The organism is Paraburkholderia sp. EB58 (genome assembly GCF_050436665.1).
Taxonomy (GTDB): domain Bacteria; phylum Pseudomonadota; class Gammaproteobacteria; order Burkholderiales; family Burkholderiaceae; genus Paraburkholderia.
In genome coordinates this window covers 86,248-104,996 of record NZ_JBNDMQ010000006.1, presented here as the reverse complement: position 1 = coordinate 104,996, position 18,749 = coordinate 86,248, and the positions used below count along the sequence as shown (strand labels likewise).

General features: G+C 63.3%; 15 protein-coding genes. 6 read left to right on the top strand and 9 right to left on the bottom strand.

Going from position 1 to position 18,749, the window contains the following annotated elements:
• Positions 1-224 precede the first annotated feature (224 nt).
• The 3 genes from P3T40_RS11035 (at position 225) to P3T40_RS11025 (ending at position 5,943) form a co-directional block, all read left to right on the top strand.
• On the top strand, positions 225-1,538 hold the full coding sequence (locus tag P3T40_RS11035; protein ID WP_429267727.1) for an MFS transporter: 1,314 nt from the start codon (positions 225-227) through the stop codon (positions 1,536-1,538).
• A gap of 279 nt (positions 1,539-1,817) precedes the next feature.
• Positions 1,818-4,793: an autotransporter outer membrane beta-barrel domain-containing protein gene (locus P3T40_RS11030; RefSeq protein ID WP_429267726.1), complete on the top strand. Its 2,976-nt coding sequence runs from the start codon at positions 1,818-1,820 to the stop codon at positions 4,791-4,793.
• A 211-nt stretch (positions 4,794-5,004) separates the two neighbouring features.
• The gene (locus P3T40_RS11025; RefSeq protein ID WP_429267725.1) at positions 5,005-5,943 is read left to right on the top strand and encodes a DMT family transporter; all 939 of its coding nucleotides are present in this window, start codon (positions 5,005-5,007) and stop codon (positions 5,941-5,943) included.
• Positions 5,944-5,964: 21 nt separating this feature from the next.
• Here P3T40_RS11025 and rsmA read toward each other — a convergent pair whose 3' ends face one another.
• The 4 genes from rsmA to P3T40_RS11005 form a co-directional block, all read right to left on the bottom strand.
• A complete protein-coding gene (gene rsmA, locus P3T40_RS11020; RefSeq protein WP_429267724.1) occupies positions 5,965-6,837 on the bottom strand; it encodes a 16S rRNA (adenine(1518)-N(6)/adenine(1519)-N(6))-dimethyltransferase RsmA in 873 nt (290 codons plus the stop codon).
• Positions 6,838-6,870: 33 nt separating this feature from the next.
• Entirely contained in the window at positions 6,871-7,896 is a 1,026-nt protein-coding gene (gene pdxA, locus P3T40_RS11015; protein ID WP_429267723.1) for a 4-hydroxythreonine-4-phosphate dehydrogenase PdxA, read from the bottom strand.
• A gap of 5 nt (positions 7,897-7,901) precedes the next feature.
• Positions 7,902-9,299 (bottom strand): peptidylprolyl isomerase, encoded by a 1,398-nt coding sequence (locus tag P3T40_RS11010; protein WP_429267722.1) that lies wholly within the window; start codon positions 9,297-9,299, stop codon positions 7,902-7,904.
• Between the two features lie 67 nt (positions 9,300-9,366).
• Positions 9,367-11,733 carry an LPS-assembly protein LptD gene (locus P3T40_RS11005; protein ID WP_429267721.1) on the bottom strand — a complete coding sequence of 789 codons (2,367 nt, stop codon included), beginning with the start codon at positions 11,731-11,733 and terminating at the stop codon, positions 9,367-9,369.
• 229 nt (positions 11,734-11,962) lie between these two features.
• On the opposite strand from P3T40_RS11005, the gene P3T40_RS11000 reads away from it, so the two are divergent.
• A complete protein-coding gene (locus P3T40_RS11000) occupies positions 11,963-13,021 on the top strand; it encodes an aminoglycoside phosphotransferase family protein (protein ID WP_429267720.1) in 1,059 nt (352 codons plus the stop codon).
• 12 nt (positions 13,022-13,033) lie between these two features.
• Positions 13,034-13,756 (top strand): N-acetylmuramate alpha-1-phosphate uridylyltransferase MurU, encoded by a 723-nt coding sequence (gene murU, locus P3T40_RS10995; protein ID WP_429267719.1) that lies wholly within the window; start codon positions 13,034-13,036, stop codon positions 13,754-13,756.
• A 30-nt stretch (positions 13,757-13,786) separates the two neighbouring features.
• On the opposite strand, the gene P3T40_RS10990 is transcribed toward murU, so the two are convergent.
• The gene (locus P3T40_RS10990; RefSeq protein ID WP_429267718.1) at positions 13,787-15,781 is read right to left on the bottom strand and encodes an ABC transporter transmembrane domain-containing protein; all 1,995 of its coding nucleotides are present in this window, start codon (positions 15,779-15,781) and stop codon (positions 13,787-13,789) included.
• A 260-nt stretch (positions 15,782-16,041) separates the two neighbouring features.
• Between P3T40_RS10990 and P3T40_RS10985 the strand changes: the two genes are divergently transcribed.
• A complete protein-coding gene (locus P3T40_RS10985) occupies positions 16,042-16,437 on the top strand; it encodes an acyl-CoA thioesterase (protein ID WP_429267717.1) in 396 nt (131 codons plus the stop codon).
• Between the two features lie 89 nt (positions 16,438-16,526).
• Here the strand turns inward: P3T40_RS10985 and P3T40_RS10980 are convergent, their stop codons facing one another.
• From P3T40_RS10980 to P3T40_RS10965, 4 genes are all read right to left on the bottom strand, one after another.
• A complete protein-coding gene (locus P3T40_RS10980) occupies positions 16,527-17,078 on the bottom strand; it encodes a GNAT family N-acetyltransferase (protein ID WP_429267716.1) in 552 nt (183 codons plus the stop codon).
• A 185-nt stretch (positions 17,079-17,263) separates the two neighbouring features.
• Positions 17,264-17,830 carry a GNAT family N-acetyltransferase gene (locus P3T40_RS10975; protein WP_429267715.1) on the bottom strand — a complete coding sequence of 189 codons (567 nt, stop codon included), beginning with the start codon at positions 17,828-17,830 and terminating at the stop codon, positions 17,264-17,266.
• Positions 17,831-17,895: 65 nt separating this feature from the next.
• Complete coding sequence (locus tag P3T40_RS10970; protein WP_429267714.1) at positions 17,896-18,438, bottom strand: GNAT family N-acetyltransferase; 543 nt, start codon at positions 18,436-18,438, stop codon at positions 17,896-17,898.
• A gap of 60 nt (positions 18,439-18,498) precedes the next feature.
• Positions 18,499-18,747 carry a hypothetical protein gene (locus tag P3T40_RS10965; protein ID WP_429267713.1) on the bottom strand — a complete coding sequence of 83 codons (249 nt, stop codon included), beginning with the start codon at positions 18,745-18,747 and terminating at the stop codon, positions 18,499-18,501.
• Positions 18,748-18,749 lie beyond the last annotated feature (2 nt).

The following is an 18,749-nucleotide window of genomic DNA, read 5'->3' as shown; positions in this document are numbered from 1 at the left end:
GTTTTGCAAGTTTCCGATAAGCAGATTGCACTTGAATAATTCCCTTATACCACCTCAAATGGGCGAATATTCGCCGCTGCCAGCAGAGCCTGGCAATCCGGACGGCAGCACGACCGCACAGGTCGCACAATACATATTCAGGAGACAGGGTTTGCTCACCTCGCCGCACCCCGCATTGCACGCCCGCGGCGTGCGGTCATACCGGGCACCCTCAGGAGTATTGAATGCTTGAGGCAGAAGGTTCAAGGCTTGCAGCAGCTCCCGCGGCGTCGGTCGTGCCGCTCGAGCACTCGCGGACGCGCCGCTGGGTTATCGTCGCCTCGCTGTTCCTGTTCATGCTGATCAACTTCGCCGACAAGGCCGTACTCGGTCTCGTGGCGATTCCGATGATGCATGACATGCAATTGACGCACGCTCAGTTCGGCCTCGTCGGCAGTGCGTTCTTTGTGCTCTTTTCGCTTTCGGGCATCGCGGTGGGCCTGATTGCCGACCGCGTCAGCATGAAATGGCTGCTGGCTGCGCTTGCGCTCACGTGGGCCTGTGCCCAGTTACCGCTTGCGTGGCCGACTAGTTTCGCAGTCCTGCTGCTCTGCCGCATCCTGCTCGGCGCAGGCGAAGGACCGGCATCGCCGCTCGCACTGCATGTGGTCTACACATGGTTCGACGATCGCGAGCGTAACCTGCCCACTCTGATCGTTCAGCAAGGTGCAACAGCAGGGGTGATCGTTGCAGGACCGCTGCTCACCTACATCTCGCAACGCTGGCATTGGCACGCCACTTTTCTGACCCTCGGCGTGGTTGGTGCCGCGTGGACCGTGCTGTGGTTGTGCGTCGGAAAAACCGGTCAGCGCTCACGCAGTGTGCCCTCCCTCGCAGCCGCGGTGACTCGGCAACCGCGGCTGCGCTATCGGACCCTGCTCTCTGATCGCACTGTGATCGGCGTGATGCTGCAATGCTTCGTCGGGTATGCGGTGATCGCAGTCGGCTTCACCTGGGTGCCGGCGTACTTCCGGCTCGGCCTCGGCTTTCCCGCTACTCAGGCCGGCTGGTTGTTCGCGGCGCAAGTAGCCACGCAGATTCCGGTAGGCATTGCACTGGCAGTGTTCTCCCATCGTCTGCTCAAGCGCGGCGTGCCATCGCGGCGCGCGCGCGGCGCACTCATCAGCGCCGCCTGCGTGGTAAGCGGGGTAGCTTACTGTGGGCTGTTTCTCGGCATGCCGCCGTTCGTCAAGGTCGCGCTGATGGGACTGGCCAGCGCACTCGCAATCCAGACCTTCACCTTTGGTCCGATGCTGGTGGCGGAAGTCGCACCTGTTGGCCAGCGCGGCGCGCTGCTCGCGATCACTAATTCCATCACCACCACGGCGGGCCTGATTGGACCGTTCGCGATGGGCAAGCTGCTCGGCGCGGCTGGCGATGGCCACGGCTACGAGATCGGCTTCGCAGTCACCGGTGCATTGTTGCTGGCGGTGGGCATTGCAGGCTTCTCGTTACTCGATCCGCAACGCTCACGGCGCAAGCTCCATGCGCTGCAATAGTGCGCTTGATTGTTACGTTAATTGATGCGTTAGCGGGTGAGATAACGGGTGAATTGGCGCACGGCCCAGATGTACCCGCTCGCACGCTGACACACTCGCCGCACGCCCGCCATCTCACGCCACGTTCTGACGCATCTGAATATTGCCTCCCAGTCATACGTTGCCTATTCTGATTCTCACCACGCACGGTATCCGCTTGAACCAACGCCCCAAGAGGCGACTCTGCACGTCAGCGAACCCCATGGGCAGTGATGTCGTCTGCCCTCTACAGAGGAACGTATGCGCCGAGCATGTTCGCCCTTGGTACCGAGCCGCCTATTCGAATCCACCTCTTCCGCACTGGGTCTCCTGATCCTGTTGCGCGTGTCGCCGGCGCTGGCCGGCTGCGACAATGCCACGCCGGCGAGCGGGCAAACCGTTACGTGCAGCAGCACGATCCCGCCCAATCCCTCGAGCACCTCGGTCGCGGCTACATTAGGTAGTACCAACATTTCAGTAAACGTACTACTGGGAACCGAACTCGTCATTAGCGGCAACAATGCCATTCTCGTGTACGACCACAGCACGGTCACCAACCTTGGCAGCATCACCGTCAGCGGGGACACCTTCGATGGCATCTCGGCTCAGGGAAGCGGCGCAGGCCAGAACGTATTGATCAACCGCGGAACGATCGTGACAAGCGGCAGCGAATCGGAAGGCCTCTTCAACGGCGCCGCGACCGTGACGATGCTCAACGACACCAGCGGTGTGATCCAGACGAGCGGCACCGATTCCGTTGCGATGCACGACTTCGCAAGCCCAGGGGGTGGCACCCTCACCAACAAGGGCCAGCTTTCGACGAGCGGCGACGGCTCCGCAGGCATGGCCGCGGAGACGGTCAATGACACGCTCGTCAACAGCGGCACCATCACGACGACCGGGGCTGGTTCGCCTGGCATGTTCACAAACGGCAATGTGGTGGGTGGGGCCGGCAATAACGTCATCACCAACAACGGCACCATCAACGTTTCGGGGACGGGTTCGCATGGGATCGCCTCGAACGACCGGTCACCGGGCATGATCACCAATACCGGCGCGATCACCGCGAGCGGCTCGGGCGGCCTGGGCGCGTTCATATCGGGCAGCGCAACACTCGTCAACGCAGCGGGCGCGAGCATTGTGAGCAAACAGTCCAATGGCATCGACGCGAACGGCGGCGGCACCTTCACCAATGCAGGGACGATCTCAGGTGAGGACGTCGCGATCTCGATCGCCAACGGTAGCGCGACCATCAACAATAGCGGCACCATCGAAGCCGCCACTACCCAGGCGATCAGCTCGATCGGCGCGTACGACATCGTCATCAACAACACCGGCACCATTGCGGGCGGCAATGGCCGCGCCATCTATACCGATACCGGCAATGACACGCTCAACTGGAGCGCGGGCACGATCACCGGCTTCGTGCGGCTCGGCACGGGCCACGATACCGCGACGCTGACCGGCCTCACCGATACCAACCTCGCCGGCGTGCCGTTGCTCGCGGGCGGCAATGTCTCCAGCGTCCTCAACTTCAGCGACACTCAAGCGAGTGGCCTTAGCCGCTTCACGAACTGGTCGACCATCAACGCCACGAACGGCAGCCAACTCACCCTCGACAACAACGGTCTGACGCTCGGCAACAGCGGCACGCTGACGGGCACGCTCACGCTCGATTCAACCAGCACTCTGTTCGCCGGCGGTCTGGGGGACCCCGCGATCACCCCTGCGGTGAGTGGGCACCTTGTCACTGTCAACAACGCGGGCACGATCGACCTCACCAACGGCGGCACCAGCACGACCGATGCGCTGGTGGTGAACGGGAACTACGTGGGACTCAACGGCAGGCTGTTGCTGCAAAGCGTGCTCAACGGGGACGGCTCGGCGAGCGACAAGCTGGTGATCGTTCAAGGCACTGGCTCGGGAAAGACGACGCTAGGAATTACGAACGTCGGCGGCATAGGCGCTGCGACGGTCACGGACGGCATCATGGTCGTGCAGGCAACCGACGGCGCGACGACGGCCGCGGGCACATTCACGCTGCCGAAGCCGCTGGTTGCAGGCGCCTACACGTACTATCTGTTCAAAGGCGGCGTGAGTGCGGGGACGGCGGACAACTGGTATTTGCGCTCGAGCCTGGCTACAACGCCTACGCCTACGCCCGCACCTACGCCTACGCCCACACCGGCTCCCACGCCAACGCCCACTCCCAGCGGCCCGCTCGCCGCCGGCGGCACACCACCCCTTCCGTCCGCGCCGCCGACGGGCTCGGCACCCACGCCGCTCTACCGGATGGAGGTGCCTGTCTACGCCGAAGTCCCAGAACTCGCACGCGCACTCGGCCTCGAGCAGATAGGCACCTTCCACGACCGCGAGGGATCGCAATCCCTGCTGAATGAGACCGGCGCGGTACCGGCCTCGTGGACACGCGTATGGGGCGAACACGCTACGCTGAGCAATGGCGGCGCAGTGAATCCGGAGTTCAGCGGCACGATGGGTGGGATAGAAGTCGGCCAGGACCTCTACGCCGACTCGACGTCAGGCGGTCAGCGCAACCATTACGGCTTCATGCTCGGCTTTTCCCGCGCGCAAGGCGACGTGAGCGGCTTTGCGCTCGGCTTTCCGAATCTCGCAGCGGGACACCTCTCGATCAACGCCTACAACGCCGGCGGCTACTGGACCCATGTCGGCCCGGGCGGCTGGTACACCGATACCGTTCTGATGGGCAGCTCGCTCACCATCAGCCCGATGTCCTACGAGAACATCGGCGCCTCCACGCATGGCTACGCCGAAGCCGCGTCGTTCGAAGCCGGCTTGCCGATTCCGCTGCCGGCCAATCTGCGCATCGAGCCGCAAGCACAACTGATCTGGCAGCACACGTCGATCAACGATCTCGACGATGGCGTCTCAAGCGTGACGTTTCATGCCGCGAACGGCCTGATCGGCCGCCTGGGACTCCGGCTCGAAGGGAAGTTCGAAGGCGCGGGCACAGTCTGGGAGCCGTACCTGCGCGCCAACCTGTGGCGCTACTTCAACGGCACTGACGAGGTGACTTTCGGAGGCACCACTGTCATTCCGACCAGCGTTCCCGCGACGGCGGCCGAGTTCGGCCTCGGTATCGCTGCACGTTTGAGCGTGCACGGCAGCGTGTACGCGGCAGCCGGTTACACGACCAACGTGAATGGCGCGCATCGCAGCGTTGTCGAGGGTAACGCCGGTGCGCGCTGGAGCTGGTAATCGTCCATGCGCGATGGATTGCAACAGAACGGCTGAATACACGCGAACGATGGGGGCATCGAACCCACCGTGTGCCGGATTTGTTATCGTACAGCGGAGGCAGACCGAAGCCCTCCGCGCTGACAGCCTCAACCGTCGCGCTAATCGAGGCGGTAATTGAAACAACAACTAAAGCGGCAACTAAAGCGATAACCAGGCGAAACCCGAGACAATGAGCACCACCGCCCTGCCGGTCCGCCGCACCCCCGACGGCTTCGCCATCCTGACGATGATCGCACTATGCGCAATCTGGGGCCTCCAGCAGGTTGCGATCAAGAGCACCAATGCATTTCTGCCGCCTATGTTCCAGGCCGGATTGCGCTCGGCCATCGCGACGCTGTTGGTGTGGGGCTGGGCGCGCGCCCGTGGAACACCGCTATTTCGCGACGACGGCACGCTCGGCGCCGGACTGCTCGCGGGCATCCTGTTCGCCAGCGAATTCGTTTGCATTTTTCTGGGCCTGACGCTGACCAGCGCGTCGCGCATGGCCGTGTTTCTTTACACCGCGCCGTGCTTCACCGCCCTGGGACTGCACTGGTTCGTCGACGGCGAGCGGATGCGGCGCATCCAGTGGGCCGGCATCATCTTCGCCTTCGCGGGCATGGCGCTGGCGTTTGCCGACGGCTTCACGCATGCACATGGCGCCAACCAGGGCTCGATGCTCGCGGGCTTGACTGGTGACGCGCTCGGCGTGCTGGGGGGGATTACGTGGGCTGCGACGACGGTCGTGGTGCGCGCCTCGCGCCTCGCCCAGTCGAGCGCCTGCAAAACGCTGTTCTACCAGTTGGCGGTGTCGGCCGTGGTGTTGCTCGCCCTTGCGGCGGGGTTGGGTCAGGTCAAAGTGGCCGTCCTCACGCCAATCGCGTTCGTGAGCCTTGCGTATCAGGCCGTAGTCGTCGCGTTCGTCAGCTATCTGATCTGGTTCTGGCTGCTGACGCGCTACATTGCGTCGCGTCTGTCGGTGTTCTCGTTTCTGACGCCGCTCTTCGGCGTCACCTTCGGTGTGCTGCTGCTCGGCGAATCGTTCAGCGGGCGGTTTCTGCTCGCCGCGTTGCTAGTGCTCACCGGCATTGCGCTCGTCAACGCACCGGCGCGGCGCAGCGCGGCCTAACCTTCAGCCGCGCTCAAGCGCTCAGGCTTGCTCCGGCGCCGCGCCGCGCGCAGCTGACCCAGCCACGATCTGCGCGACACGCACATACTCGGCGACCGGCACATCCTCGGCGCGACGTTGCAGATCGAAGCCAAGCGCCTCGAAATCCACCCTGTCGCGAAATGCTGCCAGCGTATTGCGCAACATCTTGCGCCGCTGCGAGAAAGCCGCGGTCACGACCTCGCCAAGCACACGCTCGTCGACCTCAGGCAGCTCATGCGGCGCAAACGGAATCATCCGCACGATTGCCGAATCGACCTTGGGCGGCGGCTGAAAGGACTCAGGCGGCACGTCGAGCTGCTTGTCGATCACGTAGCGGTACTGCAGCATCACCGACAGCCGGCTGAACGCCTTGCTGCCGGGCTCCGCCACCATCCGCTCCACCACCTCGTTCTGCAGCATGAAGTGCTGGTCGATCACGCAGTGTGCGAACGAAGTGAGATGAAACAGCAGCGGACTCGAAATGTTGTACGGCAGGTTGCCGACAATCCGCAGCGTAGGCTTGCCGTCCGGCGTACCAGGCGTACCGGACGCCGAGGGCGCCGCCAGAGAGCCAAAGTCGAAGTCGAGCGCGTCGCCCGAGTGCAGTTCGAGCAGGTCGCCGAATTTCTTCTTCAGGCGCACGATCAGATCGCGATCCAGCTCGACCGCATGCAGCGGCGACTCAGGCGTGGCGATGCGTTCGATCAGCGGCTCGGTCAGTGCGCCGAGGCCCGGCCCGATCTCGACCATGCGTTCGCCGCGTTGCGGACGAATCACGTTCACGATCGCATCGATCACGCCGATATCGACCAGAAAATTCTGTCCGAAACGCTTGCGCGCGAAATGGCCCTGGTGCTGTCTGCTGGTGGACATCGAAAGACGCTACAAAAAAGGAACGGAAAAAAATCAGGCGGCGCGACGGTGGCGCGCCATCGAGACGGCTGTGTCGATAGCGGCAATCAGGCTGCCCGCGTCCGCACGGCCGGTGCCTGCGAGATCGAGCGCCGTGCCGTGGTCGACGGAGGTGCGGATGATCGGCAGCCCGAGCGTGACATTGATGCCTTCGCCGAAAGTCGCGTATTTCAGGACCGGCAGGCCCTGATCGTGGAACATCGCGAGCACGCAGTCGGCTTCGTTCAAGTATCGCGGCTGGAACAGCGTATCGGCCGGATACGGGCCGCGGGCGTCGATGCCCTCGCCGTTGACCTGCTTCAAGGCGGGCGCGATCACATCGATTTCCTCGTGTCCCAGATAGCCGTTTTCGCCCGCATGCGGGTTCAGGCCGGTGACGAGGATGCGCGGCGCCGGCAAGCCGAAATGGTGGCGCAGGTCGTGGTCGATGATGCGCAGGGTATCGACGATGCTCTCAATCGTCAGCGCCGCCGGCACATCCTTCAAAGGCAGATGCGTGGTGGCCAGCGCGACCCGCAGCGGCCGCTGGCCGGTGCCGGCCAGCATCATCACCACGTGCGGCGTGTGGGTACGCTCGGCGAGATACTCAGTGTGGCCGGTGAACGGCACCCCGGCATCGTTGATGGTGCTCTTTTGCAGCGGTGCGGTGACGATCGCGTCGAACTGGCCAGCCAGCGCACCGTCAATGGCGCTATCCAGCAGATTCAGCACGTAACGGCCGTTGGCCGCGTCGAGCTTGCCCGCCTGCGACGGCACGCCGAGCGGCTGATGCTGCACGCGAACCCGCTCGTGACCAGGAGCGCGGCCCGCACCGGATAATGCCGCCCAGTCCACGCCGACCGCCTTGGCCCGTTCGGCGAGCAGTTGCGCATCGCCCAGCACGATGAACTGTGCATCGGGCCAGTGAGCTGCCGCACCCGCCAGCGCCTGCGCGGTCAGTTCGGGGCCGACGCCGGCGGGTTCGCCGGTCGTGATCGCGATCTGCAACAGGGCGTGGGACGGTTGGGCAGCGCTCGTCATGATGCTTACTGAAGGCTCGGCTTGCCGACCTTGACGTCGATATAAGCCGTATCGCGCAATTCACGCAGCCAGTCTGCATAGGCCTGTTCCGCCTTGCGCTGACCGATGGCCTGACGCGCCAGATCCATCTGCTGCGCGACCGACCCTTCCGCTTCGCGGCGACCCAGCACCTGGATCAGGTGGTAGCCGTATTCGCTGCGCACCGGCTCGCTGATCTGGCCGTCCTGCAAGCTGTTCATCGCACGCTCGAATTCCGGCACGGTCTCGCCCGGGCTGATCCAGCCGAGGTCGCCGCCTTGCGATGCCGAACCGTCCTGCGAATAAGTGCGGGCAAACTTGGCGAAGTCGCCGCCTTCGGAGATTTCACGCTTGATCTCGAGCAGTTTCTGACGCGCCGCCGGCTCCGACATGTTGTCGCCGACGCGCAGCAGGATGTGGCGCACATGGGTTTGTGTAAGGTGGGTCGAATCGCTGGTCGCCGCACCTTGACCTGCGCGACGCTCGACGAGACGCATGACTTCGAAGCCGTCGGCGGTACGGATCAGATCCGGGCTCACTTCGCCCGGACGCAGCGTCGCGGCCGCCTTGACGAACTCCGGCGCCAGTTGCGAGGTCGACTGGAAGCCCAGGTCGCCGCCCTTCGAAGCGTCGGCTGCCTGCGAATCCGACTTGGCGAGCTTCTCGAACTTCGTATCGCCGCTCGTTGCCTGCTTCAGGATGGCCTGCGCCTTCTGCTCGGCAGCGACGATGTCGTTCTCTGCGGCGTTGGCCGGCACCTTCACGAGAATATGTTCGAGGTGCAGGTCGCTCGTCAGACCGACGTTCGGTCCGCGCTGGCTGGCGATGTAGTTGGCCACTTCAGCGTCCGACACCGTCACCTTGCTGTCCACTTCCTTTTCGCGCAGACGCGACAGAATCAGTTCCGTGCGGGCATCGCGCGTGAACGTGGACCAGGGCACGCCCTGAGCCTCGATCTTCGAGCGGTACACGTCGAGCGGCAGATTGTTGGCCGCCGCGAGCCGTTCGAGCGTCTTCTGCACCGCAGCGTCGTCGACCGTGATGTTGTCTTCCTTCGCCCGTTGCAACTGAATGCGCTCCAGCACCATCTGGTTCAGCACCTGCTGGCGCAACTGGTCTGCCGGCGGAATCGGTGCATTTTGCTGCTGGAGACGGCGCGTGATCAGGCCGGTGCGTTCGTCGAGCTCGCGCTGCGTGATCACGCCGTCATTGACCACCGCGGCGATCGTGTCGATTGTCTGGCCATTGCTGGCGGCCGCCTGGGCCTGCCCCGCAGCCGCGTTGGGAAGATCTTGCGCCTGTGCTGGCGCGACCGACAGGAAAGAGGCCGCAGCGGCGAGACCGGCCGCGAGCGATGCCAAGCGAAGCTTTTTCATGATTCCCACAGATACTCCAATAATGTCGGGCGCGCCCCGCCCGGCTTTCCACATTTTATAGGTGATCGGACAATCGTCAGTCGTAATTGGTGAAACGCGCCTCTGGAGGCGGCGCCGCCGGTATCGGCGTGTACCCCGGCACGCCGGAGCGGAACGCCTGGATCAAGCCGTTGTCGACGCTCGACAAGCCCTTGAACGTGATTTGCGCGAGGAAACGCGTGCCCTGGCTCGGCAGTCCGAGGTTGTTGACCCCGTCTGCGTACCGCTGCACGCCCACGCCCAGTACCCAGCAGTCGGCGTCGTATTGCAGGCCGATCAAGCTATCGATGATCGCGTGCCCCTGCAGATCGTAGTTCAGGCGCGCCACACTATACACGTGGTGCGTCAGCGGCCACTGCGCCGAAATGGTGATCTGGTTGACCGGCGTGTTGTCCAGCGTCGTATCGGCACGCGTATAGACATACGCGAGATTGAGCACCTTGCCCGATTCCGGGCTGAAACCGAAGCCGATACTGCTCTGGGTAAGCCGGTTGTTGTCCGCATTATATTGGACCGCGGTTTCAGACCCGAAACCGGCCCCGAGCTTCAGCGACGCCCCGGCAATCAGGTCCGAATGGGTGGCCTGCGCAGGCGTCTGCGTGGGCAGCAGCGTGACCCGTTGATCCTGGAAGTAATACTGCTGCGCCAGCACGAAGCGCGCGCGCTCATCCCCGGTAGCCGGATTGATGAAGCGCGTAGTAATCGCCGCGGTCAGCCGGTTAGCATCGGCGACCCGGTCGCCGCCGACGAACGTATTCGGCGTGAAAATTTCCGCAAGTCCGAAGTCCGCGTCTGCCGTATCGAACAGCGGCGCAAACGTCTGATTGTGGTACGGCGTGTACACGTAGTACAGGCGCGGTTCGAGGGTCTGAATGTAATCCTGACCGAACAGCCGCACCGAACGCTCGAAAATCAGCCCGGTATCGAACGAGAAGGTCGGAACCGACTCCGTGAAATCCTTCGGTTGCCCGGCCGGTGAGCCCGTCCCGATGTTGCTCAGGTCGTACGACGCGAAGTGCCACTGCACCTTCGGCGTCACGAAATAGCCCGGGCCGACTACCGAATACGATACATACGGGTCGAAGGTGATTCGGTCGCCTTCGGTCGAATCCGCAGTGGTAATGCGGAACCGCGAGAAGTCGCCTGTCGCACCGAAGTCGAATCCGCCGACGTTGTACTTGGCGTATTTGACATTGAGTTCGGGTTCACGCCCATACGGCGCCACCGAAGGGTAGAGCGTCTGCCAGTTCTGCTCGCGCGCCAGCACCGACCACGGACCGTTGTTGTACGTCAGCCCGGCTTCCTGCTGGTACAGCAGCTGGGTGCCGTTGAGGATCTGGCTGGAAACGGAGCCAAGGTCTTCCGGGAAAGTGGCGTCCGAGACCTTGTTGTAATAAATGTAGCCGCCGAAGCCATTACCGAAGTTCTGGTTGTGCTGGATGAACAGCGCCCAACGGTTCGTCTTGGTAAGGTCGTCGTGCGGCAGGAACGTGCCACTGATCGAGCCGGAGTAATCCGGCGACAGATAGCGGAACGTCTCGTTCAGCTCCAGACCGCGCTTCGAGATGTAATTCGGCGTCAGCAACAAATCGCGATTCGGCGCGATGTTGAAGTAGTACGGCAGGTTCAGCTCGAACCCGTTGGTCGAATCGACCGAGAACGTCGGCGGCAGGAAGCCGCTGCGCCGCTCGCCCGACAACGGGAACGACAGCCACGGCGAACCGAAGATCGGCACACCCTGAAAGAACAGCACGCCGTTGTGCGCAACACCTTCGTCGGCGCCGGTATCGAAGTCGAATTCGCTGCCGCGGATGTACCACGCCGGATGGCTCTCGCACTGGCACGCCGTGTAGGTGCCCTGGGTGAAGACCGAGCGCTCATTGTCGAGCATGTCGACCCGCGCCGCGCTGCCCGACCCGCCTGTCATGTTGAAGTGATACTTCGGCGAGGTCATGTAGCCCTCGCTCGAATCCACCTGCATATGTGCTTCCGGCCCCTGGAAGGTGGCGCCGTTGTTGATCACGTACACCTTGCCGTACGCGTCGGCCATGTCGGTGTCTTGATCGTAGTGCAGCGCGTCGGCCTTGATCGTGAAGGTTGGACGGCGCACCTCGGCGGAACCCTTGGCGGCGAGATCCTGATCCGTTGTGCCATCCGTCTTGTCGCCGAGCACGAAGGTCGCCGCCTTCTGGTCCGGCTTCAACGGATGCTCCTGGAGCTGCGGGTCAAGCCGCATGCCCCAAGGCGCGTCGATAGGCTGCGCCTGCGCGGCGTCACCCGACAACTGGGCGTGCGAGAGCGCGGGCATCAGGCCCGGCACGGCAATCAACGCCGCGACGAGCCGCCTTCTGCGGGGCACGCCGCCACGAGAGGGGGTCGTTTGGGAAAGCTGTCTTGGCGGCATGTATCGGTTTGGCGAATTGGCCCGACCGCCAGCTCCTGCAACCACGATCCTCCGCCTGAGCAGCACGACCGTGATGGTCAGCGACCCATCAATCAAAATTTACAACCGGTCGAACGATGAGGCGGGCGGTAAAGCGTGATGAGCGAAAGCTGGCGTGCGTCGCGTCAAAAAAGTCGTGGGGTATTATATGGCAAGACGTTGCCCCCTCTGAATTTGCCTTCCGGTTTTCATGACGCTGCCCCCTGCTTCCCACGCCCCCGACGCCCGCCTGCAACTGCTCACCGCCTGGCTGCACAGCCACGCGAACCGTTATGCGCTCGACCTTGCGACGCTCGCCCCCGCATCCAGCGACGCCAGTTTCCGCCGCTATTTCCGCCTGAACGGTAAGGAAGCGGAAGGAGCCGCCCGCACGACGCTGATCGCTGTCGACGCTCCGCCGCCAGAAAAGTGCCGCGAATTTGTGCAAATTGCAAAGTTGCTGAGCGCGGCGGGCGTGAATGTGCCGCGTGTGCTGGAAGTCGACTTCGAGGCCGGCTTCATGCTCGTCACCGACCTGGGCACCACGTCGTACCTCAGCGCGCTGAATCCGGACACAGCCCGGCCGTTGATGCGCGACGCGCTCGATGCGCTGATCCGCTGGCAGCTCGCCTCGAAACCGGACGTGCTGCCGCCGTTCGACGAAGCCTTCCTGCGCCGGGAAATGGAATTGCTGCCGGAATGGTTCATCGGCCGCCATCTGGGCCGCGAGGTCGACGAGAAGACCCGCGGGCTGCTCGACCGCACGTTCGCACTTTTGATCGCCAGCGCGCGGGCGCAGCCGCAGGTCTTCATGCTACGCGATTTCATGCCGCGCAACCTGATGGTGATGCCCGAGCCCAACCCGGCGAACCCCGGCGTGCTCGACTTCCAGGACGCAGTCTATGGGCCGATCACGTATGACGTGGCGTCGCTGTTGCGCGATGCGTTCCTCAGTTGGGACGAGGAGTTCGAGCTCGACTGCTTCGTGTACTACTGGGAGCGCGCGAAAAAAGCCGGCCTGCCGGTCGATGCCGATTTCGGCGAGTTCTACCGGCAACTCGAATGGATGGGCCTGCAACGGCATATCAAGGTGCTGGGTCTGTTCTGCCGGATCAACTATCGGGACCACAAGCCGCATTACATGAAGGACCTGCCGCGCTTCATCGGTTATGCGCGCAAGGTCGCCGAACGTTACCGGCCGCTGAGGCCGTTTGCAAAACTGCTCGACGAGCTGGAAGGCCGTGCGAACGAAGTCGGCTACACCTTCTGAGCGTTGCCGACGATGACGAAGCCTCTTACCAAAGCGATGATTTTTGCCGCCGGGCGCGGCGAGCGCATGCGTCCGCTGACGGACCATACCCCGAAGCCGCTGCTCGAAGCCGGCGGCAAGCCGCTGATCGTGTGGCAGATCGAACGGCTGGCGCAAGCTGGGTTTCGGACCATCGTGATCAATCATGCGTGGCTCGGCGAGCGCATTGAGGCGTCCCTCGGCGACGGCTCGCGCTGGGGCGTGCAACTGCGCTATTCGCCCGAGCAGGAGGCGCTGGAGACGGCCGGCGGGATTGCGCAGGCGCTACCGCTGCTGGAAGACGATGCTGCGGGCGAGGTCTTTCTTGGCGTAGCCGGTGACGTGTACGCCGATTTCGATTACGCGTCGCTTCATGCGTACGCCGGGCGGCTCGCCTCGCAAGCGGATCCGGGCATGCATCTGGTGATGGTGCCCAATCCGCCGTTTCATCCCACGGGCGATTTCGGGTTGGTGGACGGTGTCGTGTCGAGCGATGCGCAGCCGCGCCTGACGTTTGGCAGCATCGCCCTCTACGACACCCGTATGTTCCGCGCCTTGCCGCGCGGCACGCGACGCGCACTCACGCCTTATTATCGGGAAACCATCGCACGCGGGCTGGCGAGCGGCGAGCGGTATGACGGCTTGTGGGAAAACGTCGGCACACCTGCGCAATTGCAGGCGCTGGATGAGCGGTTAAGGCTCGCTTCGACGGAATAGCTACGCACCCAGATCGCCTAACTTCATACGTCATCCGCGGCGTCCACGCGGCACGAACGGCGCCGCCTCTTCACGCGGTTCGGCCATTGCGACTAGCGTTTCCGCGATAAAGGAAACCGGCAGATCCGGATTGTCCAACGCCGCGCGCCCAACCGCCGCCACCTCCGCCGTCTCCTCACCCTCCGCAGCGCGTTGCTGCTGCAGCGCCCACATCTGCGAGAACAAACCACCTGCGCGAACCAACTCCGCATGCGTGCCGCGCTCGACGATGCGCCCCTTGTCCATCACGATGATCTGCTGCGCGTGCACCACGGTCGACAACCGGTGCGCAATGATCAGCGTGGTTCGCTCGCGGGCGATTTGATCGAGCTCATGCTGGATCGCGCGTTCGGACCGTGAATCCAGCGCGGAGGTCGCTTCATCGAACAGCAAAATGGGCGGGTTCTTCAGGATGGTGCGGGCAATCGCCACGCGTTGCTTCTCGCCGCCGGACAATTTCAGTCCACGCTCGCCGACCGGCGTTTCGTAACCCTTCGGCAACCCTTCGATGAAGTCGTGAATGTGCGCGGCGCGTGCGGCCGCGATCACTTCGTCGCGTGTCGCCGACGGCCGGCCATAGGCGATGTTGTAATAGATCGAGTCGTTGAACAGCACCGTATCCTGCGGCACGATGCCGATCGAAGCCCGCAGCGAATCCTGCGTCACGTCGCGGATAGCCTGGCCGTCGATCGTGATCGCACCGCCCGCACCCCGCTCCAGATCGTAGAAGCGGAACATCAGGCGCGCGAGCGTCGATTTGCCGGAGCCGCTGTGGCCGACCACGGCGGTCGTGGTGCCGGCGGGTATCGTGAAGCTCACATCGTGCAGGATCTGCCGTGCCGGCTCATAAGCAAAGTTCACATGCTCGAAGCGCACTTGCGCACCGCGCACAATGAGGTCCTGCGCATTGGGTTCATCCGGTACTTCCTGGGGCGCGCCGAGCAACGAAAACATGCGGTCCATGTCGGTCAGGCTCTGCTTCAGTTCGCGATACACCACGCCGAGAAAATTCAGCGGAATGTAAAGCTGCAACATGAAGGTATTGATCAGCACCAGATCGCCGAGCGTGAGCCGCCCCGCCATCACGCCCTGGGTCGCACGCCACAGGATGAAGACAAGCCCCGTGCCGATGATCGCCTGCTGACCGAAGTTCAGCACCGACAGCGAGTTCTGCGACTTGATCGCCGCAGCCCGGTAGCGCTTCAGATTCTCGTCGTAGCGTTGCGCTTCCCACTCCTCGTTGCCGAAATACTTGACGGTCTCATAGTTGAGCAGCGAATCGATCGCTCGCGAGTTGGCGCGCGAATCGAGGTCGTTCATCGTGCGGCGGAAATGCGTGCGCCACTCGGTCAGTTTCACGGTAAAGACGATGTACACGGCCAGCGCCACGAACGTGACGATCGCGTAGTACGCCTCGTATTTGACGACGAAGAAGCCGAGCACGAGGCCCACTTCCACCAGCGTCGGCAGGATGCTGTAGAGCGAATACGAAATCAGCTGCGTAATCCCTCGCGTTCCGCGTTCGATGTCGCGTGACATGCCGCCCGTCTGCCGTTCGAGGTGAAAGCGCAGCGACAGCCCGTGCAGATGGCGGAATACTTTGAGCGCGAGCTGGCGCACGGCGCTTTGCGTGACCTTCGAGAACAGGATTTCGCGCAGTTCGGTGAATAGCGACGTGGACAGACGCACAATCGCATACGCCACCACCAGCAAGCCGACGCCACCCAGCAGCACGATGCCCGGCGCGTGATCCGCACGGCCGAGCGCCGTCAGATGCCGCACCGACGCGAGACCGTCGACGATGTGTTTCATCACGATCGGCACGCCGAGATTGGCGACCTTCGCGCCGATCAGGCAAGTGAGCGCGAGCGCGACCCGTCCCTTATAGGTGGCGAGATAGGGCAGCAGCGACACGATCGTCTGCCAGTCGTTGCGCGGCTGGGTCGAGATCGGTGAGGGTTCGGAGGGGGCGGAAGAGCGGCGCATGGGAGTCTGCTGGAGTGGGGCGGAAAGGACGGAGGCAACAGCAGTTGGAGCGGCAAACGGTTTGCGGCTACCGGCACGCCGGCGCGCAGGCATTCTGGCGCGCAACCCGGCTGGACGCTTTCCCGTACAATTCCTGATCTTTCTATTGTCGCAGAAGCCGGCTGGCGCCGCTTTTCATGGGCTGGCCGGTTGCCAGTCGTGATGTTGTCGTGAAGAACCCGCCTGCTCGCTGAGCCAATCCGTTTCTCATGGGTGCCCCGATGACCGATCAACTTCAACTTCCGCAAAAGCACTGCGCGCTGCGCGTCGTGCCGCAACCGTCCGACGCCAATGTCCACGGCGACGTGTTCGGCGGCTGGATCATGGCGCAGGTCGATATCGCCGGGTCGATCCCCGCGAGCCGGCGCGCGAACGGTCGCGTGGCGACGATCGCGGTCAATTCGTTCGTGTTCAAGCAACCGGTGTTCGTCGGCGATCTGCTGAGCTTTTACGCGGATATCGTCAAGACCGGCAATACCTCGGTCACCGTCGAAGTCACGGTGTATGCGCAGCGGATGAGCCTCGCGGAAGAAGTGGTGAAGGTCACGGAAGCAACGCTGACATATGTCGCCACCGATAGCGACCGCCGTCCCCGCGCCCTGCCCGCACTCGACTGAGCAAGACAAGGGGCACCTATGCGGGTTCGCTCGGCGGGCCGCTTATCGCCCCACTCATTACCTACTTGGCGGCCTGCCGGGCAACCGAGTTACGCCTGCCCCCAATCCCTACGCAGCAGGCCGAACTGCAGCAGGTCATGATGCCCGCCCTGCCAGCAGCCGGCTTCGCGCGCCCGCCCCTCCTGAACGAAGCCGAGTCCACGCGCCAGGTTGAGTGAGGCGGCGTTGTCCGGATGAATCTGCGCTTCGATCCGGTTGAGTTGCATCTCTTCGAAAGCCCACGCGAGTGCTGCAGACAAGGCTTCGGCCATCAGACCCGCACCTCGCGCCGCCCGGGCCAGTTCATAGCCGACGGTACAGGTCCGCCAGCCACGGTTCCATTTGAACAACCCGCACGTGCCGACCAGCGAGCCATCGGATTGGCGTTCAATCCCCCACCGCACGCCCGGATTCGGCATCTGGCGCCAGCCGGCAAAAATCTCGATCAGCCTTTGCGCCTGCCGCACGTCGATCATCGGATCAGCGCCGTACCAGCGCATGGCGGGCGCGTCGCTGTGAATCGCAAACAGCGCGGGAGCGTCGTCCGCGACGAGTTCGCGCAGCAGCAGCCGGTCAGTTTCGAGCGTGGGAAAGTCGCTCATCAGGCACCTGGTGGATTGCGGAAATGCGAGCGGCAATTCTACATGCCTGCCTGCGCAGCGATCTTGCACGCCGCGAAGCTACCCGACATGAGTCGCGCGAGTGCGAGAGATTCGTCGCCGTCGCGCGGGCAAGCATGCCTGCCCGGGACGTGCGATTCTCATTCGCTCCCGTACGGTACGGTAGGTTAGTCTCGCGGATTGATGCGGGAGGTCAGCACGTGATCGGCCCACGTGCCGTTGATCTTCAGATAGGCCCGCGCGAGACCCTCGCGCTCGAAGCCGAGCTTCGTCAACAGCCTGCCGCTGCGCAGGTTCTCCGGACGATGGTTGGCCATGATCCGATGCAGCCGATACTGGCCGAACACATGATCGATCGCAGCGCTCAGCGCCTCGTGCATCAATCCCCGCCCCTCGTAGCGACTGCCGATCGAAAACCCCAGGAAACACGCCTGAAACGGCCCGCGGACGATGTTTGTAAAGTTGCACTCGCCAAGCACCGCGCCGGTGAGCCGGCCACGCAGCAGCAAGTGCAGCGCCGAGCCGTTGGTCGTCTGCTGTTCCATCACGGCGAGACGTTGCTCGGCCGCCTGCAAGGTGTAGAACTCGTCCGCGCGCAGCGGCTCCCATGGCTGCAAATGGGCACGGTTCTCGATCTGGAACGCGAGCAGCGCTTCGGCATCCGCGCGGCTCGCCATGCCAAGCCGCACGCGCTCGGTGACGATACCGTCGGCAGGAAAGTCGGGCGGGTTCAATTGGCTACGTCTCCGGTCCCATGCAAGATGATTGCGGTCAAAGTTCTGAGCAAGCGGTGTTCCAGTCACCGCACGCCTTCGCTGACACGAGCATACATCCTGAAGTTACCAGGCGTGCCGCGCACCATCCGATAGGCGCGCAGCAGGCCTTCATAACCGTATGCGCATTTTTTCAGAACCTTGTCGGAACGCAGATTCGTCTCCAGCACCGTGGCCTGGACACGCACCCAATCTTCATGCGAGAACGCCCATGCCGTGACCGCAGTGCACACCGCGCTCGCGATGCCTCGTCCCCAGTAAGCCGGCGCCAGATCATATGCGATCTCGGCGCTGCGGTTCACATCGGAGACCGTATGGAAACCGATCGTGCCCACGAGACCGCCGCGCTCCTCATCGATCATCGCCATGCGGCGCATCGACGTGGGTGCGCTCGATTCGACCGCGTCCAGCATCGGCACGAGATCCGCGGCCGAACGCAGGTTCCAGCTGGTGTGCTCAACTACTTCGGGAACCGAAAGGTAGTCGAACCATGCGGGTATATCCGCCCGTTCGAGTTGCCGCAGCGCGATGCCGGGATAGCCGGAGTCCGGTGGAAAAGCGATTCTCATAAGAAGAGCTGATTGGCTGATTTGCTGAAGATCGGTGTAGGTGTGCCGCGCCCGCCAGCGTCACAAGCTTCGCTCGACGGTCGAGAGAAAGGTTGCGCGCTCATCTTCCCTGGATACGCGAAAGCGCTCCCATGCGGCGCTCACCCGAAGGTCCGCGAAGAAGCCTGAAGCGTCCTCATGAAAATGCAGAAACGCTTTGCCCTTGCGATAGAAAACACCTGGGCGTGGTTCTTTGAGCTCGCTTCGCTCGCGTAGGGAGGCGATCAGGTCGGCCAGAGCGTCGAGTGCCGTGGGTCCAGCATGCTTCATCG